15 protein-coding genes are annotated in these 16246 nt (G+C 69.9%); 10 read left to right on the top strand and 5 right to left on the bottom strand.

Annotated elements, in window-relative coordinates; all coding sequences use genetic code 11:
• The first annotated feature begins 265 nt into the window (after window positions 1-265).
• Window positions 266-529 (top strand): YrhB domain-containing protein, encoded by a 264-nt coding sequence (locus ACH4SP_RS35250; RefSeq protein ID WP_398421193.1) that lies wholly within the window; start codon window positions 266-268, stop codon window positions 527-529.
• Window positions 530-1149: 620 nt separating this feature from the next.
• Here ACH4SP_RS35250 and ACH4SP_RS35245 read toward each other — a convergent pair.
• Window positions 1150-1386, bottom strand: a complete 237-nt coding sequence (locus ACH4SP_RS35245) for a hypothetical protein (RefSeq protein ID WP_398421191.1) — start codon at window positions 1384-1386, stop codon at window positions 1150-1152.
• A 123-nt stretch (window positions 1387-1509) separates the two neighbouring features.
• Between ACH4SP_RS35245 and ACH4SP_RS35240 the strand changes: the two genes are divergently transcribed.
• Window positions 1510-2061 (top strand): phosphotransferase, encoded by a 552-nt coding sequence (locus ACH4SP_RS35240; RefSeq protein ID WP_398421189.1) that lies wholly within the window; start codon window positions 1510-1512, stop codon window positions 2059-2061.
• Window positions 2062-2137: 76 nt separating this feature from the next.
• Here the strand turns inward: ACH4SP_RS35240 and ACH4SP_RS35235 are convergent, their stop codons facing one another.
• Window positions 2138-2605: an ATP-binding protein gene (locus ACH4SP_RS35235; RefSeq protein ID WP_398421187.1), complete on the bottom strand. Its 468-nt coding sequence runs from the start codon at window positions 2603-2605 to the stop codon at window positions 2138-2140.
• A 184-nt stretch (window positions 2606-2789) separates the two neighbouring features.
• Here ACH4SP_RS35235 and ACH4SP_RS35230 point away from each other — a divergent pair, with 184 nt between their 5' ends.
• The 3 genes from ACH4SP_RS35230 to ACH4SP_RS35220 are packed head-to-tail and all read left to right on the top strand — an operon-like array spanning window position 2790 to window position 4079.
• Complete coding sequence (locus ACH4SP_RS35230) at window positions 2790-3632, top strand: helix-turn-helix domain-containing protein (protein WP_398421235.1); 843 nt, start codon at window positions 2790-2792, stop codon at window positions 3630-3632.
• A complete protein-coding gene (locus tag ACH4SP_RS35225; RefSeq protein WP_398421185.1) occupies window positions 3629-3829 on the top strand; it encodes a DUF397 domain-containing protein in 201 nt (66 codons plus the stop codon). The genes ACH4SP_RS35230 and ACH4SP_RS35225 overlap by 4 nt, the downstream gene beginning before the upstream one ends.
• A gap of 34 nt (window positions 3830-3863) precedes the next feature.
• Complete coding sequence (locus ACH4SP_RS35220; RefSeq protein WP_398421183.1) at window positions 3864-4079, top strand: DUF397 domain-containing protein; 216 nt, start codon at window positions 3864-3866, stop codon at window positions 4077-4079.
• Between the two features lie 70 nt (window positions 4080-4149).
• Here the strand turns inward: ACH4SP_RS35220 and ACH4SP_RS35215 are convergent, their stop codons facing one another.
• Window positions 4150-6276 carry an MDR family MFS transporter gene (locus ACH4SP_RS35215; RefSeq protein WP_398421181.1) on the bottom strand — a complete coding sequence of 709 codons (2127 nt, stop codon included), beginning with the start codon at window positions 6274-6276 and terminating at the stop codon, window positions 4150-4152.
• A gap of 150 nt (window positions 6277-6426) precedes the next feature.
• On the opposite strand from ACH4SP_RS35215, the gene ACH4SP_RS35210 reads away from it, so the two are divergent.
• Window positions 6427-8358, top strand: a complete 1932-nt coding sequence (locus ACH4SP_RS35210) for an AMP-dependent synthetase/ligase (RefSeq protein WP_398421179.1) — start codon at window positions 6427-6429, stop codon at window positions 8356-8358.
• 7 nt (window positions 8359-8365) lie between these two features.
• Here the strand turns inward: ACH4SP_RS35210 and ACH4SP_RS35205 are convergent, their stop codons facing one another.
• Together ACH4SP_RS35205 and ACH4SP_RS35200 are read right to left on the bottom strand one after the other, a co-directional pair.
• Entirely contained in the window at window positions 8366-9223 is an 858-nt protein-coding gene (locus ACH4SP_RS35205; RefSeq protein ID WP_398421177.1) for an ABC transporter permease, read from the bottom strand.
• Window positions 9220-10140, bottom strand: coding sequence for an ABC transporter ATP-binding protein (locus ACH4SP_RS35200; protein WP_398421175.1), 921 nt, complete (start codon window positions 10138-10140; stop codon window positions 9220-9222). The genes ACH4SP_RS35205 and ACH4SP_RS35200 overlap by 4 nt, the downstream gene beginning before the upstream one ends.
• 133 nt (window positions 10141-10273) lie before the next feature.
• On the opposite strand from ACH4SP_RS35200, the gene ACH4SP_RS35195 reads away from it, so the two are divergent.
• The 4 genes from ACH4SP_RS35195 to ACH4SP_RS35180 all read left to right on the top strand — a co-directional run bounded on the left by ACH4SP_RS35195 (window position 10274) and on the right by ACH4SP_RS35180 (window position 15349).
• Complete coding sequence (locus tag ACH4SP_RS35195) at window positions 10274-11563, top strand: sensor histidine kinase (protein WP_398421173.1); 1290 nt, start codon at window positions 10274-10276, stop codon at window positions 11561-11563.
• Complete coding sequence (locus tag ACH4SP_RS35190; RefSeq protein WP_398421171.1) at window positions 11560-12225, top strand: response regulator; 666 nt, start codon at window positions 11560-11562, stop codon at window positions 12223-12225. Before ACH4SP_RS35195 ends, ACH4SP_RS35190 begins: the two co-directional genes overlap by 4 nt.
• A gap of 132 nt (window positions 12226-12357) precedes the next feature.
• Window positions 12358-13017, top strand: a complete 660-nt coding sequence (locus ACH4SP_RS35185; RefSeq protein WP_398421233.1) for a TOPRIM nucleotidyl transferase/hydrolase domain-containing protein — start codon at window positions 12358-12360, stop codon at window positions 13015-13017.
• Between the two features lie 67 nt (window positions 13018-13084).
• Window positions 13085-15349, top strand: coding sequence for a glycoside hydrolase family 3 N-terminal domain-containing protein (locus ACH4SP_RS35180; protein WP_398421169.1), 2265 nt, complete (start codon window positions 13085-13087; stop codon window positions 15347-15349).
• Window positions 15350-16246 lie beyond the last annotated feature (897 nt).

Below are 16246 nucleotides of genomic sequence, written 5' to 3'. Positions count from 1 at the left end.
TCACTGGACACCCCGCAAGCCACCGGCTGAGCACCCCACCACTCCACCCGACAGCTCCGTACGCGGTTCCGTGATCATTGCGGGACAAGCCTTAGGCAGGAGTGATCATCTGGAACAATTTCTGTCACCTCGCACCTTGAGGTCGCAGTGCACGTTCTGAACCTTCGTAGCGTGGCCGATCACCGGTGTTCGCCAGTGATCGGCCACGCTCATCCCTCGGTAGTGCCCTGAGCTTCTGCAAGATCAACGCATTGTTGAGGACTGGATGATCGGCAAAGAGCAGGCACGGGAATTGGCGGACCAGTTCTTGAAATCTCCTCAACGCCACTGGGAAATGCCAATGACATTGATGGACGGAGAACCACACCTGCGAGAAGGTGTGCTGTACTTCGCCTGCCAATCCGTTGACTATATTCGGACCGGTGACTGGCGAGATATGGCTGTGGGATCAGGTCCCGTGGTGGTCCATCTCGAAACTGGTGAATGCCGAATTATTGGTTCGTTGGAGGCTGCAAGGCTCGAACTGTAGAGTGCGCGGGTGGGGGTCTTTAGTGCCCCCGCCCGCGTTTCTGATCCATCGATTCCACTCTCGCTCTCTCAGGAATTGCGAGGCATGTCTATTGTGTAGTCACAATCACTCAGGTCGATCGCCTTTTGTTTGCTGAGGAAGGCTGTGCGGCTGGTTCGATCATGGTGTACTACAGCTCGCTCGATAGCTCGGGACGGACCGGACCCCTCTGGGCTACTACAAGCCAGAAAGATGCTGCCAACAGCGGGTCGCCCAGGTGAAGGGCAGCGAAACGATCTGGGACTCGGTTAATTCCCACTACACGGGTGGCAATCGGATTCCCGACAGTCTGTCCATCTACTGGGCGAGCATGACGAGCGGGGTCGCTGGAGGCGTCTCGATTCCGAACAGACCATGACGGAGCGCCCGACGGGAGCCTGATCTCCGACCACGCGTACGACGTCAACGGCAACAAGGCGCAGGGCGTTGCGAAGAAGTGGAACGCCGACAAGGCGGCGGAACTTCTCTCCTCCACGACCGACTACACCTACGTCCCGGCGGACCGGCTCGCGAAGGCGGACAAGACCGGCAACGGCGCGGGCGTCGAGACGTACGTTCACGACGACAACGCCAACGTCATCTCACAGACGATCAAGGGCAACACGACCACCTTCGGCTACGACCGCAACCGGCTGCTGAAGACCACGGTCGGCACTGCTGTCGCCGACCCCTTCTACGACCCGTTCGGTCGACAGGAACCGGTCGTCGGCGAGGAGTTGCGCGGCGTGGATCTCCGGCAGGGGAAATCTCCGCGACGGATACCTGGATGGGGTGGCGGTGCCGGAGGTGCCGTGCCGGAACTCAACGGCGTCACTCACCCCCGTAACCTCACCTGCACCAGCGCGAGGGCTACCCAGCCCACCTGCCCTGAGCGGGGCCGCTCTTCTGACGCCCGTTAAACCTGATTGCCGCCCAACGTCCGTCCTGGCAAGCTGCCCGTCATGATTGCTGCCGACGGGGCGAGTTGCCTGATCGTGACGGGGATGCCCGGGGCCGGGAAGTCGACGGTGACCAGGTTGATCGCAGAGCGTCTGCCGCGATCTGCACGGATGGACGGCTACTTCTTCAGCACCCTGGTCGTCGGCGGCCGTGTGGGGCCGCTCGGGGAACCTGTCCACGAGGCAGCCCGCCAAGTCGAGCTGTGCAACCGCAATATGTGTGCGCTGGCGAACAACTTCTCCGACGCCGGATTCACGCCCGTGATCGATACCGTGATTCCCGACCGCAAGCAATTGGACTCCTTCGTCTCCCTCCTCCCGGCACGGCAGGTGATGTTCATCGTGCTCGCACCCGGCATCGAGGTGTGCAAGTACCGCAACACCATTCGTGATCCAAGGGAGCGCTTCTACTTCGCAGGCTATGAAGCCCTGGAAGCCGACATGAAGCGCGAGTTCGGCGATGTGGGCTGGTGGTTCGACACTGCCGCTCTCACACCCGAGCAGACCGCCGAGCGCATCATCCTCGAATCGCCTCAGCGGGCCTTGGTGAGCTGAGCTGAACTGCCGGCCGGGCTTGCCTTGAGCCAGTGTGGTTCGGTGGGGCGGGGGTTGGGGGTTGGGGTGTGCGGAGTCAGTGGAGTGCTGGCTTCGTCGTGGGCGGGGCGGTCAGGGAGTGTTCGCACTCCGCCCACACCTGCTTGCCGGGGCCGTTTCGGTCCGTTACGCCCCAGCGGTCCGCTAGCAGGCTTACCAGGAACAGGCCGCGGCCTTCGCACTCGTCCGGGGCTGCCTCGCGCGCGTGGGGGAGGCAGGGGGACGCGTCGTGCACCTCCACGCGGACCCCGCCCCCGGCACCCCCGGTCAGGCGGGCGAATCTTGTCTCGATCTCTCGGCCCGGTGCCCGTCCGTATCGCTGTGCGTTGGTGAGGAGTTCCGAGAGGATGAGGGCTGCCGGGTCCTCCAGTGTGGTCAGGCCCCATCCGGCCAGTGTCTTCCGTAGTTCCTCGCGGGCCAGGCCTACCGCCCGTGGTGCGTACCCCCAGCGCAGTACCACCGTGTCCTCGTCGTTCGGCGTCGAGTGCCGTCGGTCCTTCGTCATGTGCTGTTCCGCTCCGTCCGGCCAACACCTGAGGGGCGTACGGCACTTGGACTACTCTGCGTATTTGCTGGGCACTACGAGAGTGACCCCGAGTCGCAGTCCGAATGCCCGTTTTGGGATGAACTTCCCCTCTCCCCGAAGCTAGTTCCACACCTTCCACGAGCGAGCCATGGAGGTCGATGCGATGCCGACGAGACGGGTCATCACTGGTCGGAGTCAGGAGCCGCGAGTGCGGTTCGCCGAGGAGTTGCACCGGTTGCGGACCGCGCGCGGTGACAGTCTGCGCAAGCTCGGTGAAGTGCTGGGCTGGGACTGGTCGTTGTTCGGGAAGATGGAGAGTGGGGAGACGTTGGGTGGGCCTGAGGTCGTGCAGGCTCTTGATCAGCATTACGGGACGCCTGGGCTGCTGCTGACCCTGTGGGAGCTGGCGGTGGGGGATCCGACGCAGTTCCGGGAGCAGTACCGGCGGTACATGACGTTGGAGGCCGAGGCGGTCAGCCTGTGGCACTACGCGGTCAGTGCGCCGCCCGGACTGCTTCAGACCGAGGGGTACGCGCGTGAGGCCCTCGCGGCGGGCGGATTGCGGGGGGAGGAGTTGAACCAGCAGGTCGCCGCCCGTGTGGGGCGGGCCGAGATGCTGGAGGGCGACGGCGCGCCGCACTTCCGCACCATCCTGTCGGAGACGGTCCTGCGCATTCCGTTGAGTGATGCGCGTGTACGGCGGGAGCAGCTTGAGCACCTGGTGGAGGCTGCCGACCGGCCCAACGTCGCGCTGCACGTGCTGCCGTTCGACGCCGGGCTGCATCATTTGATGAGTACGGATGTCATGTTTCTACGGATGGCGGACGGCCAGCCCTTCGCGTACTCCGAGAACAACTTCCGCGGCGAACTGGTGGCGGAATCCAGGCAGGTTGAGCGCATGCAGCGTGCCTATGATGTGGTGCGCGACCTGGCCCTGAGTCCGACAGAGTCGCGGAAGTTCATCACGGACATGCTGGAGGACGTACCGTGCGATCGATCGACTTGAGCACCGCTGTCTGGCGCAAGAGTTCGTACAGCAACACCGACGGTGGCCAGTGCGTCGAGGTCGCTGACCGCTTTCCCGGCCTCGTGCCCGTACGCGACAGCAAGGCCCCTGAGGGGCCCGCGCTCGTCTTCAGGGCTGCAGTGTGGTCGTCATTCGTGGGCGGCGTGAAGGGTGACGCACTGCGCGCCGCCGGCTGATCGCCTCCGACCGTGACGTATGGGAGGACGTACCGTGCGATCCATCGACTTGAGCACCGCTGTCTGGCGCAAGAGTTCGTACAGCAACACCGACGGTGGCGAGTGCGTCGAGGTCGCTGACCGCTTTCCCGGCCTCGTGCCCGTACGCGACAGCAAGGCCCCTGAGGGGCCCGCGCTCGTCTTCGGGGCCGTGCCGTGGGCGTCGTTCGTGGCCGGTGTGAAGGGCGATGCGTTGCGCGTCACCGGCTGACGTCGAAGACCGTTTCGTACGGTGGGCCCGATGCCCCGGCCCGGATCCGGGGCATCCGGCCCACGTGCCGCTACCGGACCGAAGCCCCCGCCCCACTCCTCACCTGTTCCGGCAGATTTGCCGCCAGATCCTCCGCCAGCAGCCTCTTCGCGATCCGGTCCGCCGCCGCCCTCAGTTCCGCGCTCCTCGGTCGGCCCGCGTCCTTCTCCAGCTGTGCGCCGAGCCAGTCCGACCATGCCGCCGTGATGACCTCCGCCTCGCGTTCGCCCGCCGCCGTGTGGGAGAGGAAGTTGCCGTCGCGGGTCAGGTAGCCCTCGTCGACCATCCGGTCGAAGACCGGCAGCAGGACCTCCGGCGGTACGTTCTGCCGTCCCGCGATCAGCCCGAGCGTCGCATGGCCGACCATGCGCGTGAAGAAGTTGACCTGCATGACCGCCCATGCCCCCGCGATGTCCAGCCTCGTGTCGGACTCCGCCACGATCTGGCGGGCCGTCACCGCGTTCTTGGACCGGACGATCCTCGCGACCGCCAGCTCCAGCGCCTGCGACGAACCGCCCGCCCCGCTCGGTGACGGCTGTGCGAAGCCTTCGCCGAGGTCCGTGGAACCCACCCTCGCCGTGTCCCGCAGCTCCACCTGTTTCAGGAACAGCGACACCACGAACCCCAGCACTGCCACCGGCACCGTCCACAGGAACACCGTGGAGAGGGATTCCGCGTACGCGTCGACGATCGGTGCCACCTGCGTGGCGGGGAGCTTGTGCAGCGATTGCGGGTTCTGTGCGGCCTGCGCGACCGAGGCCGGGTCCGTTCCGGGAGGTGCTAGGCGCACTGCGGCAGTTACCCCCGCTTCCAGGTTCGGCTTCAGCGAGTTCGCGTAGATCGTGCCGAAGACGGCCGCGCCGAACGAGCTGCCGAGCGTACGGAAGAAGGTGACGCCGGAGGTGGCCGTGCCCAGGTCCGCGTAGTCGACCGTGTTCTGCACGGCGATCGTCAGCACCTGCATGCACAGGCCGATGCCGACGCCCAGCACGAACATGTAGAGGGATTCGAGCCAGGTGTTGCTGGCCGGGCCCATGAGAGAGAGGAGGTAGAGGCCGAGGCCCATCACCGCGGAGCCGATGATGGGGAAGATGCGGTACGTGCCCGTCTTGCTGACCACGTTGCCGCTGAAGATCGACGCGATGAGCAGGCCGACGACCATGGGGAGGGTACGGACGCCCGAGACCGTGGCCGAGTCCCCGTCCACGTACTGCAGGTACGTCGGCAGGAACGTCATCGCGCCGAGCATCGCGAAGCCCACGATGAAGCTGAGGATCGAGCAGACCGTGAAGACCGGGTTGGCGAACAGCTTCATGGGGAGCATGGGCTCCGCCGCCCGCGTCTCCACGACGCAGAAGAGTCCGAGGGCGACGATGCCGCCGACGAACAGGCCGATGATGGTCACCGAGCCCCACGCGTACTCGTTGCCGCCCCAGCTCGTCGCCAGGACCAGGGCGCTGGACCCGATCGCCACCAGGGCGATGCCGAGGTAGTCGATGCGCGGCTTGCTCGCCGACTTGACGGAGGGGATCGTACGGGCTGCCGCGATCACCACCAGGATCGCGATCGGGACGTTGACGTAGAACGCCCAGCGCCACGACAGGTGGTCCGTGAACAGGCCGCCGAGGAGTGGGCCGATCACCGTCGAGACGCCGAAGACCGCGCCGATCGCACCCTGGTACTTGCCGCGCTCGCGCAGCGGGATCACGTCCGCGATCAGCGCCATGGCCGTGACCATCAGACCGCCGGCGCCGATGCCCTGCACGCCGCGCCAGGCGATCAGCAGCGTCATGTCGGTCGCCAGACCGCACAGGAACGAGCCGGTGATGAAGACGATCGCCGAGACCTGGAAGACGATCTTCCGGCCGAAGAGGTCGCCGAACTTGCCGACCAGGACCGTTGCGACCGTCTCCGCCAACAGATATGCCGTGACCACCCACGACATGTGGGCGGCCCCGCCCAGATCCGAGACGATCGTCGGCAGGGCCGTGCCGACGATCGTCTGGTCGAGGGCCGCGAGCAGCACGCCCAGCATGATCGTGCCGAAGACGATGTTGCGTCTGCGGCCGTCCAGGACGGGCGGCACGGGCTCCGCGGGCCGCACGTCGGCCCGCGGAGCGGGTGCTGATGCGCTGGCGTTCTCGCTGGCAGTGGTCACCTTCGCACGATCACACCGGTGGGCCGTCTCTGCACGCGGGGGCGGACCGGTCCGGTGACGGTGCAGATTACTTCTCGGTACGGGCTACTTCTCCGTGCGGTTACGCGGCGGTAGGTTGACCGCGAAGTCAGCCGGATCCAAGGAGCCGTGATGGGCGTACGCAAGGATCTGAAGAAGGCGCGGAAGCACAGCGGTCTCGTCGACCGCGTCACTGTGGAACTGACCCGGGAGGACGGAGTGGTGCGCGAGGCGCGGGCCTCCGCACTCGCCACCGTCACCGGTACCTTCACCAGAAGCACCGCCGACATCCCGTACGTCAACGCCGCCGAAGCTCCCGACCAAGTGGTGCTGCGCCGCAAGGACGCACGGACCGGGAGCTGGCGGCCCGTCACCGCCGCCGCCTTCGCCACCGAAGTCACCGCCGTGGCAAAGGGGTTGATCGCCGCCGGTCTCGAACCGGGCGGCCGGGTCGCCGTGATGAGCCGCACCCGCTACGAGTGGGCCGTCCTCGACTTCGCCATCTGGGCGGCGGGCGGCCAGACCGTACCCGTCTACGCCACCTCGTCGGCCGGACAGGTCGAGTGGATCCTCCGTGACTCCGGCGCCCGCTTCCTCGTCGCGGAGACCCGGGACAACGCGCGACTCGTCGCCGAGGCCTCGAAGGAGCGGGACATCCCCCCGCGGGTCTGGACCCTCGACGCGGACGCCATGGCCCAACTCGCCGACGCGGGACGGGAGATCGGCGACGAGGAGGTCATCGCGCGGCGTTCCGCGCTCACCCCCGACACCGTCGCCACCCTCTGCTACACCTCCGGCACCACCGGCCGTCCCAAAGGGTGCGCCCTCACCCACGCCAACCTCCTCGCCGAGGCGGGCAACACGGTCGGGCTGCTGCACCCCGTCTTCGAGGCCGTCACCGGGCAGACCGCCTCCACCCTGCTCTTCCTGCCGCTCGCCCACATACTCGGCCGGGCGATCCAGATCGCCTGCCTCCAGGCCCGTATCGAGATCGGCCACTGCCCCAGCGTCAAACCCGATGAACTCCGCCCCGAATTACAGGAGTTCAAGCCCACTTTCATCGTCGGCGTGCCGTACCTCTTCGAGAAGATCCACGACACCGGGCGGGCCACCGCCGAGAAGATGGGGCGTGGTGCGTCCTTCGAGCGGGCCGACCGGATCGGGGTGCGGTTCGGGGAGGCGTACCTCGCGAAGTTCCTCGGCAGGGGGAAGGGGCCAGGGCCTGGGCTGTACGCCGGGTGGGCCTTGTACGACCTGCTGGTCTACCGGCGGATCCGCAAGGAGCTCGGCGGCCGGCTGCGGTACGCGATCAGCGGCGGCTCCCCGCTCGACCGCCGTCTCAACCTCTTCTTCTACGCCGCCGGAATCACCGTCTACGAGGGCTACGGCCTCACCGAGACGACCGCCGCCGCCACCATCGTCCCGCCCCTCTCGCCCCGCCCCGGCACCGTCGGCCAGCCCGTGCCCGGCACCGCGATACGCATCGCCGACGACGGAGAAGTCCTGGTCAAGGGCGAGATCGTGTTCGGCTCGTACTGGAACGACCCGGCCGCCAGCGGCGAGGTCCTGCACGGCGGCTGGTTCGCCACCGGCGACCTCGGCGCCCTCGACGACGACGGCTACCTCACCATCACCGGCCGCAAGAAGGACATCCTCGTCACCTCCGGCGGCAAGAACGTCTCCCCCAGCGTCCTGGAGGACCGGCTGCGCAGCCGACCGCCCGTCGGCCAGTGCCTGGTCGTCGGCGACAACCGTTCCTACATCGCCGCCCTGGTGACGTTGGAGCCGGACGCGCTCCAGCACTGGCTGGCCGTACGGAAACGGCCGCGCGACACCCCCCTCGCGAAACTCCTCGACGACCCCGAGCTCCGAGCCGACGTACAGAAGGCCGTGGACTACGCCAACGAGGCCGTGTCGCGGGCCGAGTCCATCCGTCGATTCCGGCTGGTGGAAGGGGAGTTCAGCGAGGAGAACGGGATGCTGACACCGTCCCTCAAGGTCAGGCGGGGGGCTGTGGAGAGGGCGTACGAGAGTGAGATCGAGGAGCTCTACCGGAGTACCTGACGTTTCGTCACAGGTCCCTGCGGTGGATGAGGCCGATCGCGGTCGCCACCGCGAGGACCGGCCAGACCGCCAGCACGATCCACGAATGGCCCGGCGAGGGGGTGTGGGGGAGTGGCGTGAAGAAGGCCGGGTCGACGGTGGCCAGGTTGGACCACGCATTGAACGGCATCGCGAACTTGAGCGCCGCCGTCCACGCCTCTTCCTGGCTGAGGAACGTCGGTAGAAGGATGAGGAGCAGCGCGGTCACCGCCACGGTCGCCGCGCCGTGCCGGATCAGCACTCCGATCCCCAGTCCGACCAGAGCGCTCACCGGGGCCAGCGACGCAGAGGCGGTGAGCGAGCGCAGCACCTCCGGATCGCCGAGCGACAGGCTCACTCCGCGCCCCGAGAGGATCGCCTGCGTGACCGCGTACGACACCGCCACGACGAGCAACCCGAAGGCGGTCGTCACGCTCGTCATGACGGTCATCTTGGCTGCCAGTGCCGAGCGGCGGGCAGGAACGGCCGCGAAGGTCGTACGGATCAAGCCGCTTGAGTACTCGTTGACGACGCAGAGCGCGCCCAGTGTGCCGACGATCAACATCAGGACCATGGCCGAAGCGATGGGGAAGGCGTCCTTGATCGCCCAGGAGCGGGCGAGGTCGTCGACAACTTCTTGCGGGTACTGCGACCAGTTCCGGTAGTCGGCCAGTGCGCTGTTCGCGCCGATCCCGACGACGATCACCGCCGTCACCGGGAAGGACCAGCGCATCGAGCGCAGCGACCACAGCTTGGCCCACTCGGCGGCGAGGAGGTCGGAGAAACGGGCCCGATGGGCGGCGCTGGCGGCGGCGGAGGTGTCGAGTGCGGCGAGCGTGGCGGTCATCGGGTTGCTCCAGTCTGTCCGGCGGGGTACTCCACGCTGTCGGCGGTCAGTTCCATGAAGGCGTCCTCCAACGAGGAGGTGCGGGTGGAGAGTTCATGCACGACCACCCCGCTCCGGGCAGCCAGCTCGCCGATCCGGGAAGCGGGCAGCCCCGTCACCGTCAACAGCCCGTCCGCGCCCGCCTCCACGGCCGCCCCCTCTCCGGTCAGTACGGGAGCGAGCGAGACCGCGTCCGGAGTGCGTACCGACACGCTCAGCCGCGTGCCGCGCGCCGCGAACTCCGCCAGGCTCTCGGCGGCGATCAGTTCGCCCCGCCCGATGACGATCAGCTGCTCGGCGGTGTTCTCCATCTCCGACATCATGTGGCTCGACACGAACACCGTCCGGCCCTCGCCCGCCAGCCGCCGCAACAGGGTCCGCAGCCACAACACCCCTTCCGGATCGAGCCCGTTGACGGGCTCGTCGAAGAGCAGGACGGGCGGGTCGCCGAGCAGCGCGCCCGCGATGCCCAGCCGCTGCTTCATGCCGAGCGAGAAACCGCCGATCCGGCGCCCCGCCGCCTGAGCGAGACCCACCTCCTCCAGCACCTCGGTCACCCGCCGCCGGGCAATGCCGTTGCTGCGGGCCAGTACGGACAGGTGGGCGCGCGCGGTGAACCCCTTGTGCACGTCGTGGGCGTCGAGGAGAGCCCCGACGTCCCGCAGCCCGCGCGGCCGGTCCCGGAACGGGCGGCCGTCGACCAGCGCCGCACCGGAGGTCGGAGCGTTCAGACCGAGGATCATGCGCAGCGTGGTGGACTTCCCCGAGCCGTTGGGGCCCAGGAACCCGGTGACGTGCCCAGGGCGCACGGTGAAGGACAGACCGCGCACGGCGGTGGTCCTCCCGAATCGTTTCGTCAGTTCGTTGGCTTCGATCACGTGCCCCACGCTGCCGTGCCACCGCCAGGGCCGGCATCGCACCGTCGGCCACCTCCCGGGCTCCACGGGCAGCCCGTGGACGTACGCCCACGGGCCAATGACCAGCCGTCGGCCGGCCCATACGATCGGCCACATGTACGAGGAAGTCACTGCCCCGCCCACGTCCCGCCCCCACCGGCCCGCGTCCCGCCCCGCACCGCTCGTGCGGCGCCCGGCACCGGAGGTCCGCAACGCCCTGGCCTGGGCCGGGGCCGTCGTCTTCCCCGTGGTCCTCTACTTCGCGGTGTTCGAGAGCCGCAACTACTCCACCGCGCTCCAGGTCCTCCTCCCCGCCCTCCTGTCCGTACTGCCGGTGGGCCTGCTGCGCCGCCGGCCGCTGGCCGGGCTGGTGTCGGTCCTCGTGGGGACGTTCGCGGCCGGGACGACGGTGCCCACCCGGTGGGTGGAGTTCCCGCGCGGCTACCCCGTCGTGCCGGTGCAGATGGAGTCCGAGTGGGCCGGGTACCCCCTCGTACTGTCGGGGGCCCTCGCCGTGGGCATCATCGCGGCCACGTGTTCGCTGCGGATGTCGATCGGTGCGGTGGTCGCGGTGTTCGGGGTGCAGGCGGCGGCAGCCCCGTACTTCACCTCGGGGTCGAACGTCTTCGTCAGCACCCTCGTCCTGTTCCTCCTCGTGCTCGTCGTCGGCTGGGGCATCGGTTTCTCGGTACGGGAACGCCGTCAGCACGCCGCAGCCCTCAGCGCCCAGGCCGCCGCCCAGGCCGTCACCGCCGAACGCCTGCGCATCGCAAGGGAGTTGCACGACATGGTCGCGCACAGCATCGGCATCATCGCCATCCAGGCGGGCGTCGGCAGCCGGGTCATCGAGACCCAGCCGCAGGAGGCCCGCAACGCGCTGACCGCCATCGAGACCACCGGCCGCGACACGCTCTCCGGGCTGCGCCGCATGCTCGGCGCGCTGCGGCAGGCCGAGCCGGGAAACGTACGAGAAGGCGTGCCGCTGGACCCCGCGCCCGGCCTCGCCGGCCTCGACCGGCTGGCCGAGGCGACGACCGCCGCAGGGGTGCGGGTCGACGTGGAGTGGACGGGGGAGCGGCGACAGCTCCCCGCCGACCTGGACCTTTCCGCGTACCGCATCGTGCAGGAGGCCGTCACCAATGTCGTACGGCACGCCGGAGCCCCGAGCTGCCGGGTGACGCTCGCGCTGCGCCAGGAGGAGATCGGCATCGAGATCGTTGACGAGGGACGCGGCGGCGGCCGGCCGCAGGGGATCGGCTACGGGCTGCTCGGGATGCGCGAGCGGGTGGCGCTCCTGCACGGCGAGTTCAGTGCGGGTCCGCGCGAGGGCGGCGGCTTCCGGGTGGCGGCCACACTGCCGCTGCCAACCGAACCGGCCGTACCGGAACAGGAGTTGGTGCGATGACCGTGCGCGTACTCCTCGCCGACGACCAGCCGCTCGTACGGGCCGGGCTGCGCGTCCTGATGACCGACACGCCCGACCTCATGGTGGTCGGCGAGGCCGCGAACGGAGCGGAGGCGGTCGCCAGGACGGCCGCCGACCGCCCGGACGTCGTCGTCATGGACATCCGGATGCCCGGCACCGACGGCATCGAGGCCACCCGGCAGATCACCGCCGCCCACCCCTCGGTCCGCGTCCTGATGCTCACCACCTTCGACGACGACGCGTACGTCCACGGCTCGCTGCGGGCGGGCGCGAGCGGCTTCGTCGTCAAGGACATGGCGCTGGAGGAGATCCTCGCCGCGATCCGCGTGGTCGCCGCAGGGGACGCGCTCATCGCACCCGGCGTCACCCGCCGTCTGCTCGCGGAGTTCGCCGCCCGCCCCGCGCCAGGACCGCCGCCCGCGGCGCGGAAGGCCCTCGGTGCGATCACCGAGCGGGAGCGCGAGGTGCTCACGCACGTCGGGCGCGGGCTCTCCAACAGCGAGATCGCCGCCGCGCTCTTCATCAGCGTCGCCACCGTGAAGGCCCATGTGGCACGGCTGTTCACCAAACTCGACGCACGCGACCGGGTGCAGCTCGTCATCATCGCGTACGACACCGGGCTCGTGGCCCCGCCGGGGTGACACTGCCCGGGGTGCCAGTGCCTGGGGTGCCACCGCCCGGGGTGCCACTGCCTGGGGTGCCACCGCCCGGCGCGCGGCCGGATATCCCGTTGACGTGGCTGCGAGACTGGCCCGGTGGACGAGAAGCAGCAGTTGCACGAGCCGGGCCGCTTCCGGGCGGCCGCCGTCGCCTGGGCGGCCGGGGGCCCGGACGCCCCCGCGGCTGCCGAGGCCGCCCGCGAACTGGCGACGGGCACCGGGCTGCGCACCGTGGTACTCGTCGAGGGCATCAGCGACCGGGCCGCGCTGGAGGCACTGGCCGTGCGCAGGGGGCGCGACCTCGAAGCGGAGGGTGTGTGCGTCGTTCCGCTCGGCGGGGCGACCAGCATCGGCAGGTTCCTCGCCCTGCTCGGCCCGCAGGGGCTCGACATCAGGCTCGCCGGACTGTGCGACGCGGCCGAGGTCGGCTTCTTCCGGCGCGCCCTGGAGCGCGCGGGCCTCGGCAGCCCCCGTACGCACGGAGAACTTCAGCGGCTCGGCTTCTACGTGTGCGACGCCGACCTGGAGGACGAACTGATCCGCGCGCTCGGCCCGGCAGGAGTGGAACAAGTCGTCGACACCGAGGGCGACTTGAGGTCATTGCGCACCTTCCGCAACCAGCCCGCCCAGCGGACCAGAACCGCACTCCAGCAGCTGCGCCGCTTCATGGGCACCACCGGCGGCCGCAAGGAGCACTACGCACGGGCGATGGTCGACGCCCTCGACCTGGACCGCGTGCCGCGCCCGCTGGACGATCTGCTCGCCCACCTGTGAGAGCCTCCATGGCAACCGGCCGGTCCGACGGCGACCGGCCGGGTCGACCGATCCAAAAGGTGAAGACATGGGCGACGGTGACGGCGGCGTGGGACGGCGGACCTTCCTCGCGGCGATGAGCGGGGGCGGAGCGGTGGCGGGCGCGGGCGCGGCCGGTGCGGCGTCGGCCGTGGGGCGTGACGGTCCTGCCCGGCGCGGCGGGCTCCTCGGGCTCCTCGGGCACGAGGACGAGATCCGGGCGCTGATCGCCCGCATGACCGTCACGGAGAAGCTCGGCCAGCTCCAGCAGCTCGCCTGGACCGGCGCGACGGGCCCCGGCGGCAGCCAGACCGCGGCGGCCGAAGAGGCCGCCAGGAAAGGGGAGTTGGGGTCGGTCCTCAACATCATCGGTGCCCGGAACAGCAACGCGCTCCAGCGGATCGCCGTCGAGGAGTCCCGCCTCGGCATCCCGCTGCTCTTCGGCCTCGACGTCATCCACGGCTTCTGGACCACCTTCCCGATCCCGCTCGCCCAGGCCGCCAGCTTCGACCCCGAGGTCGCGCGCGTCGACGGCGAGGTGTCGGCGAAGGAGGCCCGCTCCCACGGCACCCACTGGACGTTCGCCCCGATGATGGACGTCACCCACGAGCCCCGCTGGGGCCGCATCGCGGAGAGCTGCGGCGAGGACCCGTACCTGACGGCGGTGTTCGCGGCGGCCAAGACGCGCGGCTACCAGGGCGACGACCTGAGTGCGCCGGACCGCGTCGCGGCCTGCGCGAAGCACTTCGTGGCGTACGGGGGTGCGGAGGGCGGCCGCGACTACAACACCGTCGACGTCTCGGAGTCCCGGCTGCGCAACCTCTACCTCCCGCCCTTCAAGGCGGCCCTCGACGCGGGCTGCGCCACCGTCATGGCCTCCTTCAACACCCTCAGCGGCATCCCCGCCCACGCCAACGGGCACACCCTCACCGAAATCCTCAAGGAGGACTGGGAGTTCGAAGGGCTCGTCGTCAGCGACTGGAACGGCGTCGGCGAACTCCTCCCGCACGGTTTCGCCGCCGACGGCGCCGAGGCCGGCCGCATCGCGCTGAACGCGGGCGTCGACATGGAGATGGTCAGCACCCATCTCGCCGACCACGGCGCGGAGTTGCTCGCCGCGGGCCGCATCAAGGAGGACCGCCTCGACGACGCGGTGGCCCGGGTCCTGCGCGTCAAGTACGCCCTCGGGCTCTTCGCTCAGCCGTACGTCGACGAGTCCGCCGTCGTGGAAGTGCCGACGGCCGCCGCCCGCAAGGCCGCACGCGAGGCCGCCGCACGGTCGACGGTGCTGCTGAAGAACGAGGGCGGGGTGCTGCCGATCGCGGCCGGGACGGCGGTGGCGGTGGTCGGCCCCTTCGCCGACTCCCGTGACATGCAAGGGACTTGGGCGGGACCAGGCGGGGAGAAGTTCCCGCCGGTGAGCGTGCTGGCCGGGATCAGGGACGCCGCGGGACGCGGTGCCAAGGTGACGTACGGGGTGGGGGCCACGGAGCGTGCGGACCTGATCGTGGTGGTGGTCGGCGAGGGCGCGAAGCTCAGCGGCGAGGCGGCCTCGCGCAGCGACCTGGGCCTGCCCGGCGGCCAGGAGGGCCTGATCGCGGCGGTCGCGGCCACCGGCAAGCCGTTCGTCGTGGTCCTGCTCAACGGCCGCCCGCTGACCATCGGCAACTGGCTGGAGTCGGCGCCGGCGGTCCTGGAGGCGTGGCACCCCGGCATCGAGGGCGGCAACGCGATCGCCGACGTCCTCTACGGCAAGGTCAACCCGGGCGGCAAACTCCCGGCCTCCTTCCCGCGCGACGTCGGGCAGCTCCCTGTCCACTACAACCACGAGAACACGGGGCGGCCGTACGACCCCGCGTCCCCCGGCAACACGTTCATCACCGGCTATCTGGACGTCGACCGGACCCCGCAGTTCCCCTTCGGGTACGGGCTGAGCTACACGACCTTCGAGATCGGCACACCGAGGGCGAGCGTCGCGCGGATCGCGGCGGCGGACCTCAGGCGCGGCGAAACCTTCGAGGTGGAGGTGCCGGTGCGGAACACGGGGGACCGGGAGGGCGACGAGGTCGTCCAGCTCTACCTGCACGACCCCGTCGCGACGCTGGTCCAGCCGGTACGGCGGCTGCGCGGCTTCGAGCGGGTGACGCTGGGGGTGGGCGAGCGGAAGACGGTCCGCTTCACGCTCGGCGCGGCGGACATCGGCTTCTGGACGAACGCGGTGGACGGCCGCTTCGTGGTCGAGCCCGGCAAGATCGAACTGTTCGCGGGGGCGAGCTCGGCAGCGCGGGAGAGGTGCGGGGTGGTGGTGGAGTAGGCGGGGCTCGGGGGCTCGGGGGCTCGGGGGCTCGGGGGCACGGGGCACGGGGCGCGAGGCGGCGGGGCGGCGGGGCGGCGGGGCGGCGGGGCACGGGGCGCTGGGCGCGAGGCGGCGGGGCACGGGGGCACGGAAGCGCGAGTGCGCTGGCGCGAGGCTGCGGGGGCACGGGCGCTGGGGCGCGAGGGCAGGCAGAGGTGGCCGCCGTGCTTGCGGGGCGGCCCGTACAGGTGCGACCGGGCGGGCCGCTTCGAGGGTCGGGCGCCTCCAGGTCTGGGTCCCCTCCCGGTCAGAGGGTGCGCCGCGCGTCGGGGCTGCGTCCGGTCCGGGGGTGCGCCCGGTCTGGGGTTGCGCCCTGCGTCCAGGTCTGGGGCTGTGCCCGTTTGGGGTCACGCCTCGCGTCCGGTTCGGGGACGCGCCCGGTCTGGGGGTGCGCCCGCGTAGGGGCTGCGTTCGGTCCGGGGTTGGGCCCGGTCTGGGGTTGTGCCCTGTGTTCAGTCCGGGGTTGGGCACGGTCCGGGGGCGCGCCCCGTGTCCGGTCCAGGGCTGCCCGGTCTGGGGCTGTGCCCTGTGTCCGGTCTGGGGCTGTGCCCGGTCCGGGGTTGCGCCGCGTGTCCGGTCTGGGGCTGTGCCCGGTCTGGGGGTGTGCCCCTCGCCCGGTCTGGGGTTGTGCCCTGTGTCCGGTTCAGGGTTGCGCCCGGTCCGGGGTTGCGCCGCGTGTCCGGTTCAGGGCTGTGCCCGGTCTGGGGGTGTGCCCCTCGCCCGGTCTGGGGTTGTGCCCTGTGTCCGGTTCAGGGTTGCGCCCGGTCCGGGGTTGCGCCCTGTGTCCGGTTCAGGGCTGTGCCCGGTCCGGAGTTGCGCCCCTCGCCCGGTCCGGGGCGTCCCCCTCCCGGTCCG

This window comes from Streptomyces sp. NPDC021093, from assembly GCF_044333135.1.
Classification (GTDB): Bacteria; Actinomycetota; Actinomycetes; order Streptomycetales; family Streptomycetaceae; genus Streptomyces.
This window is presented reverse-complemented; position numbering and strand designations above follow the sequence as displayed.

What these genes read in the sequence shown, in the direction of transcription:
- ACH4SP_RS35190 (WP_398421171.1), top strand. Translation starts at nt 11,560, where the DNA reads ATGACCGTGCGCGTACTCCTCGCCGACGACCAGCCGCTCGTACGGGCC.
- ACH4SP_RS35250 (WP_398421193.1), top strand. Translation starts at nt 266, where the DNA reads ATGATCGGCAAAGAGCAGGCACGGGAATTGGCGGACCAGTTCTTGAAA.
- ACH4SP_RS35240 (WP_398421189.1), top strand. Translation starts at nt 1,510, where the DNA reads ATGATTGCTGCCGACGGGGCGAGTTGCCTGATCGTGACGGGGATGCCC.
- ACH4SP_RS35230 (WP_398421235.1), top strand. Translation starts at nt 2,790, where the DNA reads ATGCCGACGAGACGGGTCATCACTGGTCGGAGTCAGGAGCCGCGAGTG.
- ACH4SP_RS35180 (WP_398421169.1), top strand. Translation starts at nt 13,085, where the DNA reads ATGGGCGACGGTGACGGCGGCGTGGGACGGCGGACCTTCCTCGCGGCG.
- ACH4SP_RS35195 (WP_398421173.1), top strand. Translation starts at nt 10,274, where the DNA reads ATGTACGAGGAAGTCACTGCCCCGCCCACGTCCCGCCCCCACCGGCCC.
- ACH4SP_RS35205 (WP_398421177.1), bottom strand. Translation starts at nt 9,223, where the DNA reads ATGACCGCCACGCTCGCCGCACTCGACACCTCCGCCGCCGCCAGCGCC.
- ACH4SP_RS35210 (WP_398421179.1), top strand. Translation starts at nt 6,427, where the DNA reads ATGGGCGTACGCAAGGATCTGAAGAAGGCGCGGAAGCACAGCGGTCTC.
- ACH4SP_RS35235 (WP_398421187.1), bottom strand. Translation starts at nt 2,605, where the DNA reads ATGACGAAGGACCGACGGCACTCGACGCCGAACGACGAGGACACGGTG.